Here is a 16168-nt window from a genome sequence, read left to right as displayed (position 1 = left end):
ATCGGGGGGCCATGCCCCCCAATCCGCAGTCTTTAGTTGCCGGGTTCCGGCGTCACAGCCAGCCTTTTCGCTTGAAGAAGAGACCGGTGCCCAGCGATGACATCACCATCAGCACCAGAGAGAGGGGGTAGCCGTATTCCCAGGCGAGCTCCGGCATGCGGCCGAAGTTCATGCCGTAGATGCTGGCGATAAGCGTCGGCGGCAGGAAGATCACCGCGGCTACCGAGAAGATCTTGATCACCTTGTTCTGCTCCAGATTGGTCACCCCCATGGAGGCCTCCAGCTGGAAGTTGATCTTGTCGAACAGGAACTGGGTATGGGGCAGCAGGGATTCCACGTCGTGCAGCATCTCGTCGATCCACTTGTTCTGCTCTCCCGTCATGCGCTGGCGCAGACTGCGTTTGAGGAAGCGCAGGGCGCGGCGGGTATCGTGCAGGGAGAGACGGATCTGGCCGTTGGCCTCTTCCTGGGCCATCAGCTCCTTGAGCATGGGGTTGATCTGGTCCGGCTCGAAGATCTGATCGGCGGTGTTCTCCAGGGTCTTGTACCCATCCTCGATGAGATCCGAGAGGTACTCCACCTTGAGGTTCTGCACCTCCAGCAGGATGTCGAGGGCATCTTCGACCTCCAGCCTGTCCTGACGCATGTAGTGGCGCAGCAGACGCACCAGGCCGATGTCATCCTCGCGAATGCTGATCAGCAGGTTGTTGCGCAGGGTAAAAGAGACGTGCACCCCCTTGGTGTCGCGACCGATGCGCTGGGGAAACAGGGAGTGGATGTGCAGACCATCGGTGTCCCAGTAGAAGCGGGCGGATGCCTCGATGTCATCGAGCTCCTCCTTGTCCGGCACCTCCTCCAGGAACAGGCCCGTCAACCATTCTCGCTCCGCAGTGTCCGGCTTGTAGGCATCCAGCCAGACGGTGTTGTCGGGAACGATGTCATCCGGCCCGAGCGTGACTATGTCCAGCACCTTGTTGTTGAGAATGTAGGCGGTGATCATCTGTCCCCCCTTAAGAAGTCATGGGTAATCAGGGATGGTTGCACAGGTTCATGCGGCCTTAGATCGCACGGAAAGCGATCCCATGAAATAGCATAACGAGGCCGATGGACAACCTGAATGCGGCGAACTATACAGGGGCGGGACCCGCTTGTCAGGGCCTATTCATCAGGGGTTCAGCCTGTTCGCTCAAAAAAGCGGCGAGGTCGGATCAGCCGTGGCGACCCCGAAACGGGCGATCCCGGCGTCGCCTCCTTTGTTCGCCCTGGTGTGGGGGAGGGCCCGGGCTCACCGGCGGGAATGGCGGGTTGCTGGTCGCCCTGCGACAGCCCCCGGCCAAGCGCAGGAAACGGTCTCCGGGCGGTGTTCCGGGGCTGCGTCTCCTTGTTATCTGCTCTGGTGTGCGTGGGCAAGCCTGTTACAGATTGGGGTAGTTGGGGCCCGAGCCGCCCTGGGGCGGCGTCCAGACGATATTCTGGCTGGGATCCTTGATGTCGCAGGTTTTGCAGTGAATGCAGTTGGCGGCGTTGATCTGCAGCCTTGGCCGGGTATCCCCATCAAGGATCTCGAACACCCCCGCCGGGCAGTAGCGCTGGGCGGGTTCGGCCCAGGTGGGCAGGTTGACCTCGACCGGAATGCGCGCGTCCTGAAGGGTCAGGTGACAGGGTTGATCCTCGTCGTGGCTGGTGCTGGCCAGATAGACGGAGGAGAGCTTGTCGAAGCTGAGCTTGCCGTCGGGTTTGGGGTAGTCGATGGGCTTGCAACGGCTGGCCAGGCGCAGCTGGCGGTAATCCGGCTCCTTGTCCAGCAGAGTAAAAGGAGAGGTCAAGGCAAAGAGTCGCTGCTCCAGCCAGTTGAAGGCGCCGCCGAGCCAGGGGCCGAAGCGGTGCAGGGCGGCCCCAACGTTGCGGGCCCTCTTCAGTTCCCGGGTCAGCCAGCTTTGCAGCAGCGCGTCCTGAAACTCGGCCAGATCCCGTCCCCCTTCATCCCCTCCTCGCAGTGCCATGGCGACCGTCGCGGCCGCCACCATGCCGGACTTCATGGCGGTGTGGATCCCCTTGATGCGGGAGAAGTCCAGGGTGCCCGCGTCACAACCGATGAGCAGGCCGCCGGGAAAGTGCATGCGCGGCAATGAGTGCCAGCCCCCCTTGGTGATGGCCCGTGCGCCGTAGCTGATGCGCTCGCCCCCCTGCAACGTTGCCGCGATAAGGGGGTGGTGCTTGAGACGCTGGAATTCGTCAAAGGGGCTGAGCCAGGGATTCTGGTAGTTGAGATCGACGATAAGGCCAACTGCCACCTGATCCTGGGCCAGATGATAGAGATAGAAGCCCCCCTGACTCTTGTTGCCCTTTCCCTCACCAAGGGGCCAGCCGCTGCCATGGAGCACCCGCCCAGGATGGGATTGTCCCGCAGGCACCTGCCACACCTCCTTGAAGCCGATGGCGTAATGCTGCGGCTGGGCGCTATTTTCCAGATGGAATCGGGCGATCAGCTGTTTGCCGAGGTGGCCGCGCGCCCCTTCGGCAAACAGGGTATAGCGGCCATACAGGGCCATGCCGGGCACGTGATCCGGCTTGGGGTTGCCCTCCTTGTCGAGACCAAGATCGCCGGTCACCACCCCTCTTATCCTGTTCTCTTCCACGATGAGCTCACTCGCCGCAAAGCCCGGGTAGATCTCGACACCGAGGGCCTCGGCCTGCTTGCCGAGCCAGCGGCAGAGGGTGCCGAGGCTGATGATGTGGCTGCCGTCGTTGTGCATGCGGGGCGGCACCGCCCAGTGGGGCAGTTGCAGGGAGCGGGTGTTGCTTTGCAGCAGATGGACCTGATCATCCGTCACCGGCACGCCGAGGGGGGCTTCCTGCCAGCTCTCTGGCAGCAGCTCCCTGAGGGCGACGGGATCGAGCAGGGCGCCGGAGATCAGGTGGGCGCCGATTTCGGCCCCCTTCTCCAGCAGGCAGACCGAGAGGGCCGGGGCCTGCTGCTTCAATGCGATGGCGGCGCTCAGGCCTGCCGGGCCGCCACCGACGATGACGACATCAAATTCCATTGCTTCGCGTTCCATCTTGCCTCTGCGCTCGACTTGGCCTAGGGTAGTGCTGGTAGTTTACGTAAACGTAAACCACTTTGTCAGCAGAAAAGTGAGTGACGACAAGGTGGACCCACACAACAGGTATGAGGGATGACCGCCATGAAGCTGCTGGTCGCAGTCAAACGGGTCGTTGATTACAACGTCAGGATCCGGGTCAAGGGGGATGGCTCCGATGTGGAGCTCGCCAATGTGAAGATGGGCATCAACCCGTTTTGTGAAATCGCGGTGGAGGAGGGGGTCAGGCTGCGGGAAGCCGGCGTGGCATCCGAGCTGGTGGTGGTGACCTTCGGCCCCGAGGCGGCGGCCGAGCAGTTGCGCCATGCCCTGGCGCTGGGGGCGGATCGGGCGCTGCACTATGTCACCGACGAGACCCTGACCCCGCTCACCGTGGCCCGGGCCCTGCAAACGGTGTGCGGGCAGGAGCAGCCCGACCTGGTGCTGCTCGGAAAACAGTCCATCGATTCTGACAACAATCAGGTAGGGCAGATGCTCGCCGCCCTCAATGACTGGCCGCTTGCCACCTTCGCCTCCGCCATCAGGCTGGTGGAGGGGGAATTGCAGGTGACCCGCGAGATAGACGGTGGCCTCGAGACCCTCGGCATGGCGCTGCCCGCCGTGGTGACCGTGGACTTGCGCCTCAACGAGCCGCGCTTCGCCTCCCTCCCCAACATCATGAAGGCCAAGCGCAAGCCGCTGGAGAGCCAGCCGTTTGCCGCCCTCGGGGTGGTGCCGGCCGACCAGACACGGCAGCTCGGAGTGATGGCGCCACCGGTGCGCAGCGCCGGCATCAGGGTGGGCTCGGTGGACGAGCTGCTGGACAAGCTCAAGCACGAAGCCCGGGTGCTCTGATGGGCAGGGGCATGAGAGGGATGCCTCCCGCAGGCGTGAGCGCCATGCATGGGGCAGCGGCCCAGGGGAGCAAGGGATCAATGGATGACATGAAGGTGCTGCCATGAGCGTACTTGTGATTGCGGAACATCATCAGGGGCGGATCGCCGACAACCTGGCCCAGCTGGTCACGGCGGCGGGGCGCCTGGGGGGCGAGGTGCACCTCTTGCTGCTGGGGCAGGGGCTGACGGAGGCGGGGGAGCAGGCCGCCGCCCTCACGGGGGTAAACCGGGTGCTGCTGGCAGAACATCCCATGCTGGCGGAGGGGCTCAACGACGGGGTCGACAGACTGCTCGCCGAGGTGGCCAGGGACTACCAGCACTGCCTGATGGCGGCCAGCAGCCAGGGCAAGGATCTGCTGCCGCGGGTGGCGGCCAGGCTCGGGGTGGAGATGATCGCCGAGGTGACCGGCATCGAGGGGCCCGACACTTTCCTGCGTCCCATCTATGCGGGCAACGCCATCGCCCGGGTGGCGAGCAGCGCCCCCGTCAAGGTGCTCACCGTGCGGCCCACCGCGTTCGCCAAGGCCGGGTCCGGGGAGGAGCGTGCCGCGATGGAATCGCTGCCGGTGGCTGAGGTGCGCTGCCGTACCCGGCTCATCGAGCGGCGTGCGGTGCGCTCCGCCAGACCCGAGCTCGGGGCGGCCCGGGTGGTGGTCTCCGGCGGGCGGGCGCTCGGCTCGAAAGAGCACTTTGCCCTCATCGACGCCCTGGCGGACAAGCTGGGGGCTGCCGTCGGGGCATCGCGGGCCGCCGTGGATGCAGGTTATGTCTCCAACGACCTGCAGGTGGGGCAGACCGGCAAGGTGGTGGCCCCCGAGCTCTACATCGCGGTGGGCATCTCGGGCGCCATCCAGCATCTGGCGGGGATGAAGGAGTCCAAGGTGATCGTCGCCATCAACAAGGACGCCGAGGCCCCCATCTTCCAGGTGGCGAACTACGGTCTGGTGGGGGATCTCTTCACCCTGCTGCCGGAGCTCACCGCCAAGCTGTAAATTTGCCACAAAGGGGCGAACAAAGCCGTCCGTGCTGTCTCGCCCCCGTTTTCATGCATATTCTCTGCAAGCCCTGGCCCGTTCAGGGCTTTTGTCTGATGGGGGCCCGGTGGTGCCGGGGCAAAAGGTTGCGCTGGATCCCAAAAAGCCTTTGCCCCCACGGGGGGCTGTCGTGTAAAAACGTTCGAGTCACCGATCACACACATCCATTCACGGAAAGCGTCATGAGCAAACAGATTTACAACTTCTGCGCCGGCCCCGCCATGTTGCCGGTTGAAGTCATGGAGCGCGCCCAGCGCGAATTTTGTAATTTCCAGGGGCTGGGAGCCTCGGTCATGGAGCTTTCCCATCGCGGCAAGCCCTATATGGCGGTCGCCGAGAAGGCCGAAGCGGACCTGCGCGACCTGCTGGCGGTGCCGGACAACTACAAGGTGCTCTTCATGCACGGCGGTGGCCGCGGCCAGTTCTCCGCCGTGCCCATGAACCTGCTGGGTGGCGCCAACAAGAAGGCGGATTACCTGGTGACCGGCGTCTGGGCCCAGAGCGCCGTGGATGAAGCCCAGAAATACGGTGACATCCAGACCTTCCAGGGGGTAGCCAAGAACGAGCAGGGGGTCTCCCACCTGCTGTCGACGCCGGCGTTTCGCGCGGATGCCGCCTATGTGCACTACTGCCCGAACGAAACCATCGATGGCATCGAGATGTTCGACATCCCGGCCACCGGCGATGTGCCCCTGGTGGCGGATCTCTCCTCCACCATCCTCTCCCGTCCCCTCGACGTGAGCCGCTTCGGCATCCTCTACGCCGGTGCCCAGAAGAACATAGGCCCCTCTGGTCTGGCCATCGCCATCGTGCGCGACGACCTGCTGAACCAGGCCCGCGCCGATGTGCCGTCCATCTTCGACTACCAGCTCACCGCCAAGAACGACTCCATGTTCAACACGCCCCCCACCTACGCCTGGTACCTGGCCGGTCTGGTGTTCGAGTGGCTCAAGGAGCAGGGTGGCCTGGCGGCGATGGAAGCACGCAACAAGGAGAAGGCCGACTTCCTCTACGGCTACCTCGATCAGTCGAGCTTCTATGGCAACAAGGTGGATGTGGCCTGCCGCTCCCGCATGAACGTGCCCTTCCAGCTGAAAAACGAGGCCCTGGACAAGCTGTTCCTGGCGGAGTCGGAAGCGGCCGGTCTGCTGGCCCTCAAGGGACACCGCATCGTCGGTGGCATGCGCGCCAGCCTCTACAACGCCATGCCCCTGGAAGGGGTCAAGGCCCTGGTCAGCTTTATGGATGACTTTGCCAAACGCCACGGTTGAGGCGTGTCTCCCCATTGCCAGACGCCGGGGACTCCCCGGCGTCTGTTTTTCAGACCCATCCTGACCCAGGCTGCCCTCTCCCGCGGTCGTGCCACTGTCGAACTTGCCGCGGGGGACGCGGGCTGTTAACGTCCGGTCAGGTGATTTAATTGAGATCGAACAGGAAGTCTATGAATTCGTTGCGTTTGGAACCCATTTCTAGCGTGGCCGGGGTGGTCAATCTGCCCGGCTCCAAGAGTGTCTCTAACCGGGCCCTGCTGCTGGCGGCCCTGGCCCGGGGCACCACCCGGCTGACCAACCTGCTCGACAGCGATGACATCCGCCACATGCTGGCGGCGCTGACCCAGCTTGGCGTCAAGTACAAGCTCTCCGCCGACAAGACCGAGTGCACCGTGCATGGTCTGGGTCGCAGCTTCGCGGTCTCGGCGCCGGTCAACCTGTTCCTCGGCAATGCCGGTACTGCCATGCGCCCCCTGTGCGCCGCCCTGTGCCTGGGCTCCGGCGAGTACACCCTGGGCGGCGAGCCGCGCATGGAAGAGCGCCCCATCGGCCACCTGGTGGATGCCCTGCGCGAAGCGGGTGCCCACATCCAGTACCTGAAGAAAGATGGCTATCCGCCCCTGGTGGTGGATGCCAAGGGGCTCTGGGGTGGCGATGTCCACATCGACGGCTCCGTTTCCAGCCAGTTCCTGACGGCGTTCTTGATGGCGGCCCCCATGGCGGCCGGCGACACCCGCATCCACATCAAGGGGGAGCTGGTCTCCAAGCCCTACATCGACATCACCCTGCACATCATGAAGCAGTTCGGGGTGGTCATCGAGCACGACGACTACAAGGTGTTCTACATCAAGGGCAACCAGACCTATGTCAGCCCGGGGGACTTCCTGGTGGAAGGGGATGCCTCCAGCGCCTCCTACTTCCTCGCGGCGGGCGCCATCAAGGGCAAGGTGCGGGTTACCGGCATCGGCAAGCACAGCATCCAGGGGGACATCCACTTCGCCGACGTACTGGAGAAGATGGGGGCTCGCATCACCTGGGGCGATGACTTCATCGAGGCCGAGCAGGGGCCGTTGCACGGCATCGACATGGACATGAACCACATCCCGGATGCGGCCATGACCATCGCCACCACGGCGCTGTTTGCCGAGGGCACCACCACCATCCGCAACATCTACAACTGGCGGGTGAAGGAGACCGACCGCCTGCACGCCATGGCGACCGAGCTGCGCAAGCTGGGCGTGGAAGTGGAGGAGGGGCACGACTTCATCACCGTGATCCCGCCCGCACAGCTCAAACACGCGGCCATCGACACCTACAACGATCACCGCATCGCCATGTGCTTCTCCCTGGTGGCGCTCTCCGATACGCCGGTCACCATCAATGATCCGGGTTGCACCTCCAAGACCTTCCCGGACTACTTCGACAAGCTGGCCAGCGTCAGTCAGGCCTGAGCCCTTTCGGCCCGCTTCGTGCGGGCCTTTTCATCTCTGCCCCCCGCTTTTTTCATGCCTCCTAGCAGCATTATGCAAACTTGCAAGGTGCGATAATAAAATTCCTTGCCGAAGAATGTAATTTTCTATTTACACCGACCCGGCACAGGGCTAGATTGAGATCTCTTTATCGCAGTCATCTAGCAGGAAACTTGGTCATGCAGCATCAAACCGACGACGTTCGTATCAGTGAAATCAAAGAGTTATTGCCCCCGGTTGCGGTGCTTGAGAAGTTTCCGGCGACCGACACCGCCTCGGCCACCGTGTTTGAATCCCGTCAGGCCATCCACAACATCCTGGCCGGCGACGATGATCGCCTGCTGGTGGTGATCGGCCCCTGCTCCATCCACGATCCGGTCGCCGCCCTGGAATACGGCAAACACCTCAAGGTGCTGCGCGACGAGCTGAAAGATCAGCTGGAGATCGTGATGCGGGTCTACTTCGAAAAACCCCGTACCACAGTGGGCTGGAAGGGGCTGATCAACGACCCCTACCTCGACAACAGCTGCCAGATCAACGACGGCCTGCGCCTGGGTCGCAAGCTCTTGCTGGATCTCAACGACATGGGGCTGCCGACCGCCTCCGAGTTCCTCGACATGATCACCCCGCAATACGTGGCGGATCTGATGAGCTGGGGTGCCATCGGCGCCCGTACCACCGAATCCCAGGTACACCGCGAGCTGGCCTCCGGTCTCTCCTGCCCGGTGGGCTTCAAGAACGGCACCGACGGCACCATCAAGGTGGCCATCGACGCCATCGGCGCCGCCAGCGCCCCGCACCACTTCCTGTCGGTGACCAAGTACGGCCACTCCGCCATCGTCTCGACCGCTGGCAACCCGGACTGTCACATCATCTTGCGCGGTGGCCGCGAGCCCAACTACAGCGCCCGTCACGTGGATGAGGTGGTGAGTGGTCTGGACAAGGCGGGTCTGCCCCAGAAAGTGATGATCGACTTCAGCCACGCCAACAGCAGCAAGCAGTTCAAGAACCAGATGCTGGTGGCCGAGGACGTGGCCGGTCAGCTGCGTGCCGGCAGCAAGGCGGTGTTCGGCGTCATGGTGGAGAGCCATCTGGTGGAAGGGCGCCAGGATCTGGTGGACGGGTGCGAGCTCACCTTCGGCCAGAGCATCACCGACGCCTGCATCGGCTGGGCCGATACCGAGGTGCTGCTGCGCAACCTGGCGGACGCCGTGGCCGCTCGCAACGCCCTCTGAGCCCAAGGCGCCCCGTTGGCGGGGCAATAAAAAAGCGCGACCCTGGGTCGCGCTTTTTGTTTGGCCATCTCTCGGCAGGTCGCGGTTTACTTGGCCCGCTCCTGGTGGCTGCGCAGGCGGATGTTGATCATCTCCACCACCAGCGAGAAGGCCATGGCGAAGTAGATGTAACCCTTGGGAATGTGCAGATCCAGCCCTTCGGCCATCAGCGCCACCCCGACCAGAATAAGGAAGGAGAGGGCCAGCATCTTGATGGTGGGGTGGGTATCGACGAAGTCGCCGATGGCCTTGGCGGCAAACATCATGACGCCGACGGCGATGATGATGGCCAGCACCATGACAGGGACATGATCCGCCATGCCCACGGCGGTGATGACGGAGTCCAGGCTGAAGATGATGTCGAGGATGGCGATCTGCACCAGGGTGGACAGGAAGCCCGCGGTCTTGCTCACCACACCCGCCTCTTCGGCGGCCCCTTCCAGGCTCTGGTGGATCTCGTGGGTGCTCTTGGCGATGAGGAACAGACCCCCCACCAGCAGGATGAGATCCCGTCCCGAGATGGCTTCCCCCAGCACGGTGAAGAGGGGCTCGGTGAGGCGCATCACCCAGGCCAAGGAGAGCAGCAGCAGGATGCGGGTGCCCATGGCGAGCCCCAGCCCCAGGATGCGCGCTTTCTGGCGCTGGGCTTCCGGCAGGCGACCCACCAGGATGGAGATGAAAATGATGTTGTCGATGCCGAGCACGATCTCGAGCAGGGTCAGGGTGGCGAGCGCGACCCAGGCGGAGGGGTCAGCAATCCATTCCAGCATGATTGAACCTTGGTTGAACAGTGATTGAGGTAGAAGTCGCGCATTTTAGCAGGGGGTCATGGCTTGTCCCAGTGGCGGGAAAAGATAAAAATGGCGGCGATCCAACAGGAGGGAAACATGTTTCGATTAGGGCTCATCATCAACCCCGTCGCCGGCATCGGCGGGGCCGTCGGTCTCAAGGGCAGTGACGGCATGGTCGCCGAGGCGCTGGCGCGCGGGGCCGTCCCCAAGGCCCGGGAGCGGGCCCGCCAGGCCCTGTTGCCCCTGTGCGAGCTGACCACGTCATTCGAGCTGCTGACGGTGGCCGAAGAGATGGGGGCCGACCTCGCCGCCGAGCTGGGGCTGCCCCATCGCATTGTCCATCGGCCTGCCGGGGCGCAGACGAGCGCCGAGGACACCCGGGCTGCCGCCCTGGCCCTGCGCGATGCCGGGGTGGATCTGCTGCTCTTCGCCGGTGGCGATGGCACCGCCCGTGACATCTGCGCGGCGGTGGGGGAGTCCTGCCATGTGCTCGGCATCCCGGCGGGGTGCAAAATCCACTCCGGGGTCTACGGGGTGACGCCGGCGGCGAGCGGCCGGGTGGCGGCCAGAATGATCGCAGGGGAGCTTCTGAGCCTGGTGGATGCGGAGGTGATGGACATCGACGAGGAGGCGTTTCGCGCCGGCAAGGTGCGCGCCCGCCACTACGGCCAGCTGCTGGTGCCCGGGGATCTGCGCTACGTGCAGGCGGTCAAGCAGGGGGGGCGGGAGTCCGAGGAGCTGGTGCTGGCCGATCTTGCCGCTGGCGTGGTGGAGCAGATGGAGCCCGATACCCTCTACCTGATGGGGTCGGGGAGCACGGTGGCCGCCTGCATGGGGGAGCTGGGTCTGGAAAATACCTTGCTCGGTGTGGATCTGGTGGAAAATGGCCGGCTTATCGGGCAGGATCTGTCCGCCGCCGAGATCCTGACCCGGATCCGCGGCCGTCGCTGCCGTCTGATCATCACCCTGATCGGCGGTCAGGGACATCTGTTCGGGCGCGGAAATCAGCAATTGAGTCCAGACGTGATCCGGGCCGTCGGGCGCGAGCATATCCAGGTGCTCGCCACCAAAGCCAAGCTGGCGGCGCTAGAAGGCCGTCCGCTGCTGGTGGACACCGACGACCCGGCACTGAACCGGTCGTTGAGTGGTTATCTGCGCATAACCACGGGATACAAGGATCAGGTCATCTACCCGGTGGCCAACCCGGAATAGGACATCAAGGATGCGGCTGGCCTGGCGCCAGAGAGCCGCGATCAACCGGATCGCGGTTCCACTCCCCGAATTTTTTGCCGGCAACCCCGGAAATGAGGCTGCGTTAAATGACGATTCACGATTTTGAACACAAGTTGTTGGGACTGATCGACGCCATGGTCGCCACGGCCAGCGAAGACGAGCTGTTTGCGGGTGGCTATCTGCGAGGGCACATCTCCCTTGCGGTGGCGCGCGCCGAGCTGGAGGGCAAGACCCTGGTGCGGGACGTCAAGAGCTATGTGCTGCGCAGCCTGAACGAGGCCATCTTGCAGGGTGAGCTCTCCGAGCAGGACGAGGTGCTGGTGCAGGAGATGTGGAAGCGTCTGCAGGCCCAGGCGGAAGCTTGATCCCATTCGCAGTTCAAACACAAGTTTAAGTAATCTGCTTCCCTGAGTGTTATCAAAAGGTTAATAATGAGGCTCGCCTTTTGTTTCAGGGATTAAACCATGGCCTCCACCTCACGCATTGCCACCAGACTGCCGCTCGAGATGCTCTATCACTGGGAGCGGCAGTGTCCCGACCGAATCTATCTGCGTCAGACCATCCACCGCGAATACGTCGACTTCACCTGGGGTGAGGTTGCCGACGAGGCGCGGCGCATGGTGACGGCACTGCGCGCCCTGGGCCTGGTGCCCGGTGACAAGGTGGCCCTGCTCTCCAAGAACTGCGCCCAGTGGTTCATCGCCGATCTGGCGATGCAGATGGGGGGATACGTGAGCGTGCCCATCTACCCCACCGCCAACGTCGACACCATCGAATACGTGCTGCGTCACAGCGAAACCAGGGCGATCTTCGTCGGCAAGCTGGACGACTGGAAGAGCCAGGAGGCGGGGGTGCCCGGGGATCTGCTGCGTATCGCCCTGCCTTACGACACCATGCCGGCCGCCCACCAGTGGGACGATCTGCTGGCGCAATACGACCCCATCCCGGACAGCCCGGTGCAGGCGCCGGATGCCCTGCTGAGCCTGGTTTACACCTCCGGCAGCACCGGCAAGCCCAAGGGGGCCATGCTGAGCGTGGAGCGCTACGCCTGGTCCTGCGAGAAGCTGGTGGAGGCGGTCTCCCTCACCGCCGAGGATCGCGGCTTCTCCTACCTGCCCCTTGCCCACATCACCGAGCGGGTCTACATCTACGGCGGCAGCCTGTTCAGCGGTGCCACCATCGCCTTCCCCGAGTCCCTCGACACCTTCATCGAGGACGTCAAGCGCTGCCGTCCCACCGTCTTCATCTCGGTACCGCGGCTCTGGGCCATGTTCCGCATCAAGATCCACGAGAAGCTGCCCCAGAAAAAGCTGGCGCTGCTGCTCAAGATCCCCCTCGTCTCCAGCCTCATCAAGAGCAAGCTGCAAAAGGGGCTGGGGCTGGATCAGGCGCGGGTGCTGGGCTGCGGCTCTGCGCCGGTGGCCCCGGCGCTGCTGGAGTGGTATCACAGCATCGGCATCCATATCACCGAGGCCTGGGGCATGACCGAGAACCACGCCTACTCCACCCTCAACTACCCGTTCCGGGCGGACAAGATAGGCACCGTCGGCAAGGCCGGGCCCGGGGTGACCATCAAGATCTCCGACGAGGGGGAGATCCTCTGTCGCTGCGACGGCATGATGGTGGGCTACTACAAGGATCCCGAGCACAGTGCAGAGGCCATCGACGCCGAGGGCTGGCTGCACACCGGTGACATGGGCAAGCTGGACCGGGAGGGTTACCTCACCATCACCGGTCGCATGAAGGATGTCTTCAAGACCGCCAAGGGCAAGTACGTGGCCCCGGTGCCCATCGAGGGGATGCTTGGGCAGGAGCCCATCATTGAGCAGCTCTGCGTCATCGGCTACGGCATGCCGCAGCCGGTCGCCCTGGTGCAGCTCGCCGAGAGCGCCATGAAAGGGGACAAGGCCGGGGTGGAGGCCCAGCTGGAGGCTGCCCTCAATCGGGTCAACGACAAGCTGGAATCCCACGCTCGCCTGCGGGGCATCCTGGTGGTCAAGAGCCCCTGGAACATCGAGAACGGGGTGCTGACCCCCACCATGAAGATCCGCCGCCATCTGCTGGAACAAAAATACGCGGACATCGGCGAGCGCTGGTCCGGCAGCCAGCGCATCCTGTGGGAGTCCTGACAGGGGTCGGTGCCGCCATATGGGCCACATCAATGACAGCGGGGGAGCCAGTGGCTCCCCCGCTGTATTTCAGGGGGGAAGCAAGCCGACAGGGGAAGGGGCTGGGGCATTGACGCCTTCTCCGATGCTTCCCGCCGCCGCCATACCGCCCCGCGTCGAAGGAACAGGCAGGGAAGGTATTTGCAAAATCCATGGAGAGGCGTGATCCCAGTGGCTGGGCGAATGCATCTTGGGGTCACACACGGGGGGCGCCAGGGGCGGGGACGGGGTATTGGCCCCTTAACCTGGGCTTCCCGCCACCGCCATACCGCCCCTCATCGAGGAAACAGGCAGGGAAAGGTATTTGCAAAATCCATGGAAAGGCGGGATCCCAGTGGCTTGGCAAATGCATCTTGGGGGCACACACGGGGGCCGCAAGAGGCGAGGGCGGGGCATTGACCCCTTCCCCGACCTTTCCCGCCGCCGCCATGCCGCCCCGCGCCGGGGGAATCGGCAGGGAAAGGTATTTGCAAAATCCATGCAGAGGCGGGATCCCAGTGGCTTGGCAAATGCATCTTGGGGTCACACACGGGGGCCGCAAGGGGCAGGGGCGGGGTATTGGCCTTTTAACCTGGGCTTCCCGCCACCGCAGAGGAGGTCTGCCAATAAGGTCATCGGAGGGAGGCCGCCCTCACATGGGGCAGGGGGGCATCTGATGCACGGCGCCAGAGGCGCAGAGAAAGGGGGTGAGGGGCAGGATGAGAGCCGCAGAGAGCAAGAAGGGGAGCCGCAGCTCCCCTTCCCGTTGGCGGATGCCGGGGTCAGACGGCTTTGTACTCAAGCTCGACTGAACCCAGCGCCTTCAGGGTGGACTGGGCGGAGTCCCGCTGGCTAATCTGGCCATCCTTGCTCTCCAGCAGCACGGCGCGGCGCACGGTGGCGAGATCCTCGCCACCCAGCACAGCGTGGGCGCAGGCCATCTGCATCGGCGGCAGGCTCGGGTTGAAGGCGGCGTTCTCGGCATAGCGGCCGCAGAAGATGCGCCCGTCCTCGAACTGCAGCGCCACCGCGGCATAGCCCTGGCTGTAGGGGGCATAGCTCTGGCGGGCGGCGGCGAGCGCAGCCTGCCACAGGGGGTCGTCGCTCTCGAGCACCAGCTCGTCGTGAGCCTGGGGGCTCATCAGGGCATCGGTGATCTCGAGATCGGCGGGGCCGAAGGAGTGGGGCAGGAAGGATTGCAGCTCGCTGAGATCGTCCGGCAGGGAGACCTTCAGGGTCTTGGCGGTGCTCAGCTCGTTCATGAACTGGCGGCAGTGGCCGCAAGGGGTGTAGTTCACGGTGATCTCGGAGATCCCGGTCTCGCCACCCAGCCAGGCGTTGGAGATGGCGGACTGCTCGGCGTGGACCGAGTGGAACAGCCCCTGGCCCGCGAACTCCATGTTGGCGCCAAAGTACCAGGTGCCGCTCAGGCCGCAGGCGATGGCGCCGACGAAGAACCTGGAGATGGGGGCCACCGAGCAGGCGGCCGCCAGCGGCAGCAAGGCCAGACGCAGGGCCCTGTCATCCAGCCCGGTGGCGGCCTTCAGGGTCGCGACCTGGTCCGGGGTGAAACGGGCCTGGAAATCGTCCCCCAGCATGGGCAGCAGGGCGGCCTGGAGCGGGGCGGAAAGGGTCTCGAATGGCTTGGCAAAGCGGGGATGCATACTGTGTCCTCAAAGGCCAATTGGGGGGCCATTGTAGGGAGCAAGCGCGGCGAATTGTGTGAGCGCGCTCACGCCTTGATGGGCAAAGGGGCGGGGATGGTAAAGGAAACGTTTGTCTTTCGCAATCTGTGCGCCAGCTCCCGGCATCAGGGAGGCGAGGGTATCGGATGGAAACGGTGAAAGGGCACAGAGGCCATGGCCGCAAGGGCGGCCATGGCAACGGGGATCAGGTCAGCCAGTGGTAGAGGGCGAACAGCAGGGGGGCGATGGCCGCGGTCAGCACGCCGCACACCACCATGGCCAGCGACGAGAAGGCGCCCTGGGTCACCCCCTGCTCGGCGGAGGCGGCGGTGCCGATGGCGTGGGCGCAGGCTCCCATGGCGAGCCCCTGAGCCTCGGGGTCGGTGACCCGCATCAGCTTGAGCAGGGGATAGCCCACCAGGGCCCCCAGGATCCCCACCACCACCACCACGGCAGCGGCGATGGCGGGAATGCCGCCGAGGGACTGGCTGACGCTCATGGCGAGCGGCGTGGTGATGGACTTGGTGGCGATGGAGGCGAGCAGCGCCGGATCCGCCCCCATCAGGTGGCCGACCCCCAGGGTGGTGCAGACCGAGATGAGCACCGCGGTGAAGGTACAGGCCAGGATGGGTGTGAGCTTGTCGCGGATCTGGCGCGCCTGCTGGTACAGCGGCAGGGCCAGGGCCACCACGGCGGGTTCCAGCAGGGCGGTGAGGGGTGAGGCCCCCTGCTGGTACTGATCCAGAGGCAGATCGAGCCAGAGCAGCAGGCCGATGATGACGGCGGTGGGGATCAGCACCGGATTGATGACGGGCCAGGGCAGGCGGCGGTAGAGGGCCCGGGTCATGAAATAGAGGGCCAGGGTGAGGGGCAGGGCGAACCAGAGGATCATGGCTTGTTCATCCTTTGATAGAGGTGGCCGACCGCGCCCAGGATGAGCACGATGCCGAGCACGACGCAGAGCATGATGAGACCGAAGGATTGGCGCAGGGGCTCGAGCCAGGCCACCAGGCCCACCGCCACCGGCACGAACAGCACCCCCATGTGGCGCAGCAGCAGGCCGCCCCCCAGCTCGACCCAGGAGAAGCGGACAATCTGCAAGGAGAGCAGCACGAACAGCTGCAGCATGCCGATGATGCTGCCGGGGAAGGCGAAGGGCAGGATGGCCGCCACGGCCTTGCCTGCCAGCAGACAGGCGATGATGACCAGAAAATCACGAAGGTAGCGCAGGGTGCGTTGCAGCAGCACGGGGGCCTCATCTTGGCAAGTGTGAGCGAGGTCGCAGTTT

General features: G+C 64.3%; 14 protein-coding genes. 8 read left to right on the top strand and 6 right to left on the bottom strand.

Translation table 11 applies throughout. The annotated features are described in order from the left end of the window. Positions 1 to 52: 52 nt before the first annotated feature. Positions 53 to 1000: a magnesium/cobalt transporter CorA gene (gene corA / locus AB5Y51_RS03355; protein ID WP_005301617.1), complete on the bottom strand. Its 948-nt coding sequence runs from the start codon at positions 998 to 1000 to the stop codon at positions 53 to 55. A gap of 415 nt (positions 1001 to 1415) precedes the next feature. Beyond that, entirely contained in the window at positions 1416 to 3059 is a 1644-nt protein-coding gene (locus AB5Y51_RS03350; RefSeq protein WP_368178056.1) for an electron transfer flavoprotein-ubiquinone oxidoreductase, read from the bottom strand. 126 nt (positions 3060 to 3185) lie between these two features. On the opposite strand from AB5Y51_RS03350, the gene AB5Y51_RS03345 reads away from it, so the two are divergent. The 5 genes from AB5Y51_RS03345 (at position 3186) to aroG (ending at position 8985) form a co-directional block, all read left to right on the top strand. Then, a complete protein-coding gene (locus AB5Y51_RS03345) occupies positions 3186 to 3935 on the top strand; it encodes an electron transfer flavoprotein subunit beta/FixA family protein (RefSeq protein WP_182951275.1) in 750 nt (249 codons plus the stop codon). Between the two features lie 103 nt (positions 3936 to 4038). Then, positions 4039 to 4968 carry an electron transfer flavoprotein subunit alpha/FixB family protein gene (locus tag AB5Y51_RS03340; protein WP_368178055.1) on the top strand — a complete coding sequence of 310 codons (930 nt, stop codon included), beginning with the start codon at positions 4039 to 4041 and terminating at the stop codon, positions 4966 to 4968. A 224-nt stretch (positions 4969 to 5192) separates the two neighbouring features. Continuing rightward, positions 5193 to 6281, top strand: coding sequence for a 3-phosphoserine/phosphohydroxythreonine transaminase (serC, locus tag AB5Y51_RS03335; protein WP_041212940.1), 1089 nt, complete (start codon positions 5193 to 5195; stop codon positions 6279 to 6281). 170 nt (positions 6282 to 6451) lie between these two features. Further along, entirely contained in the window at positions 6452 to 7732 is a 1281-nt protein-coding gene (aroA, locus tag AB5Y51_RS03330; protein ID WP_049636217.1) for a 3-phosphoshikimate 1-carboxyvinyltransferase, read from the top strand. A gap of 197 nt (positions 7733 to 7929) precedes the next feature. Next, entirely contained in the window at positions 7930 to 8985 is a 1056-nt protein-coding gene (gene aroG, locus AB5Y51_RS03325; protein ID WP_201900946.1) for a 3-deoxy-7-phosphoheptulonate synthase AroG, read from the top strand. Positions 8986 to 9071: 86 nt separating this feature from the next. Here aroG and AB5Y51_RS03320 read toward each other — a convergent pair whose 3' ends face one another. Continuing rightward, positions 9072 to 9794, bottom strand: a complete 723-nt coding sequence (locus tag AB5Y51_RS03320) for a TerC family protein (protein WP_103259990.1) — start codon at positions 9792 to 9794, stop codon at positions 9072 to 9074. 117 nt (positions 9795 to 9911) lie between these two features. Here AB5Y51_RS03320 and AB5Y51_RS03315 point away from each other — a divergent pair, with 117 nt between their 5' ends. The 3 genes from AB5Y51_RS03315 (at position 9912) to AB5Y51_RS03305 (ending at position 13177) form a co-directional block, all read left to right on the top strand. Further along, positions 9912 to 11027, top strand: a complete 1116-nt coding sequence (locus AB5Y51_RS03315) for an ATP-NAD kinase family protein (RefSeq protein WP_042881832.1) — start codon at positions 9912 to 9914, stop codon at positions 11025 to 11027. Between the two features lie 107 nt (positions 11028 to 11134). Beyond that, positions 11135 to 11413: a YfcL family protein gene (locus tag AB5Y51_RS03310; RefSeq protein WP_010674457.1), complete on the top strand. Its 279-nt coding sequence runs from the start codon at positions 11135 to 11137 to the stop codon at positions 11411 to 11413. Positions 11414 to 11512: 99 nt separating this feature from the next. Continuing rightward, a complete protein-coding gene (locus tag AB5Y51_RS03305; protein WP_043155860.1) occupies positions 11513 to 13177 on the top strand; it encodes an AMP-binding protein in 1665 nt (554 codons plus the stop codon). Positions 13178 to 13977: 800 nt separating this feature from the next. Here the strand turns inward: AB5Y51_RS03305 and cdd are convergent. The 3 genes from cdd to AB5Y51_RS03290 form a co-directional block, all read right to left on the bottom strand. Beyond that, complete coding sequence (cdd, locus tag AB5Y51_RS03300; protein WP_010674459.1) at positions 13978 to 14859, bottom strand: cytidine deaminase; 882 nt, start codon at positions 14857 to 14859, stop codon at positions 13978 to 13980. 226 nt (positions 14860 to 15085) lie between these two features. After that, entirely contained in the window at positions 15086 to 15772 is a 687-nt protein-coding gene (locus tag AB5Y51_RS03295) for an LrgB family protein (protein ID WP_368178054.1), read from the bottom strand. Then, positions 15769 to 16128 carry a CidA/LrgA family protein gene (locus AB5Y51_RS03290; protein ID WP_368178053.1) on the bottom strand — a complete coding sequence of 120 codons (360 nt, stop codon included), beginning with the start codon at positions 16126 to 16128 and terminating at the stop codon, positions 15769 to 15771. The genes AB5Y51_RS03295 and AB5Y51_RS03290 overlap by 4 nt, the downstream gene beginning before the upstream one ends. Between the last annotated feature and the right edge of the window lie 40 nt (positions 16129 to 16168).

Source organism: Aeromonas sp. R7-1, assembly GCF_040908115.1.
GTDB classification, from domain to species: domain Bacteria; phylum Pseudomonadota; class Gammaproteobacteria; order Enterobacterales; family Aeromonadaceae; genus Aeromonas; species Aeromonas caviae.
The sequence above is the reverse complement of the archived record's forward strand: the minus strand, read 5'-3'. Positions and strand labels throughout refer to the sequence as shown.

Bases quoted from the DNA above. Each gene is read 5' to 3' on its own strand.
- AB5Y51_RS03345 (WP_182951275.1), top strand. From the start codon at position 3,186: ATGAAGCTGCTGGTCGCAGTCAAACGGGTCGTTGATTACAACGTCAGG.
- cdd (WP_010674459.1), bottom strand. From the start codon at position 14,859: ATGCATCCCCGCTTTGCCAAGCCATTCGAGACCCTTTCCGCCCCGCTC.
- AB5Y51_RS03320 (WP_103259990.1), bottom strand. From the start codon at position 9,794: ATGCTGGAATGGATTGCTGACCCCTCCGCCTGGGTCGCGCTCGCCACC.
- AB5Y51_RS03350 (WP_368178056.1), bottom strand. From the start codon at position 3,059: ATGGAACGCGAAGCAATGGAATTTGATGTCGTCATCGTCGGTGGCGGC.
- aroA (WP_049636217.1), top strand. From the start codon at position 6,452: ATGAATTCGTTGCGTTTGGAACCCATTTCTAGCGTGGCCGGGGTGGTC.
- AB5Y51_RS03315 (WP_042881832.1), top strand. From the start codon at position 9,912: ATGTTTCGATTAGGGCTCATCATCAACCCCGTCGCCGGCATCGGCGGG.
- AB5Y51_RS03305 (WP_043155860.1), top strand. From the start codon at position 11,513: ATGGCCTCCACCTCACGCATTGCCACCAGACTGCCGCTCGAGATGCTC.
- AB5Y51_RS03295 (WP_368178054.1), bottom strand. From the start codon at position 15,772: ATGATCCTCTGGTTCGCCCTGCCCCTCACCCTGGCCCTCTATTTCATG.
- serC (WP_041212940.1), top strand. From the start codon at position 5,193: ATGAGCAAACAGATTTACAACTTCTGCGCCGGCCCCGCCATGTTGCCG.
- AB5Y51_RS03340 (WP_368178055.1), top strand. From the start codon at position 4,039: ATGAGCGTACTTGTGATTGCGGAACATCATCAGGGGCGGATCGCCGAC.
- AB5Y51_RS03310 (WP_010674457.1), top strand. From the start codon at position 11,135: ATGACGATTCACGATTTTGAACACAAGTTGTTGGGACTGATCGACGCC.
- corA (WP_005301617.1), bottom strand. From the start codon at position 1,000: ATGATCACCGCCTACATTCTCAACAACAAGGTGCTGGACATAGTCACG.
- aroG (WP_201900946.1), top strand. From the start codon at position 7,930: ATGCAGCATCAAACCGACGACGTTCGTATCAGTGAAATCAAAGAGTTA.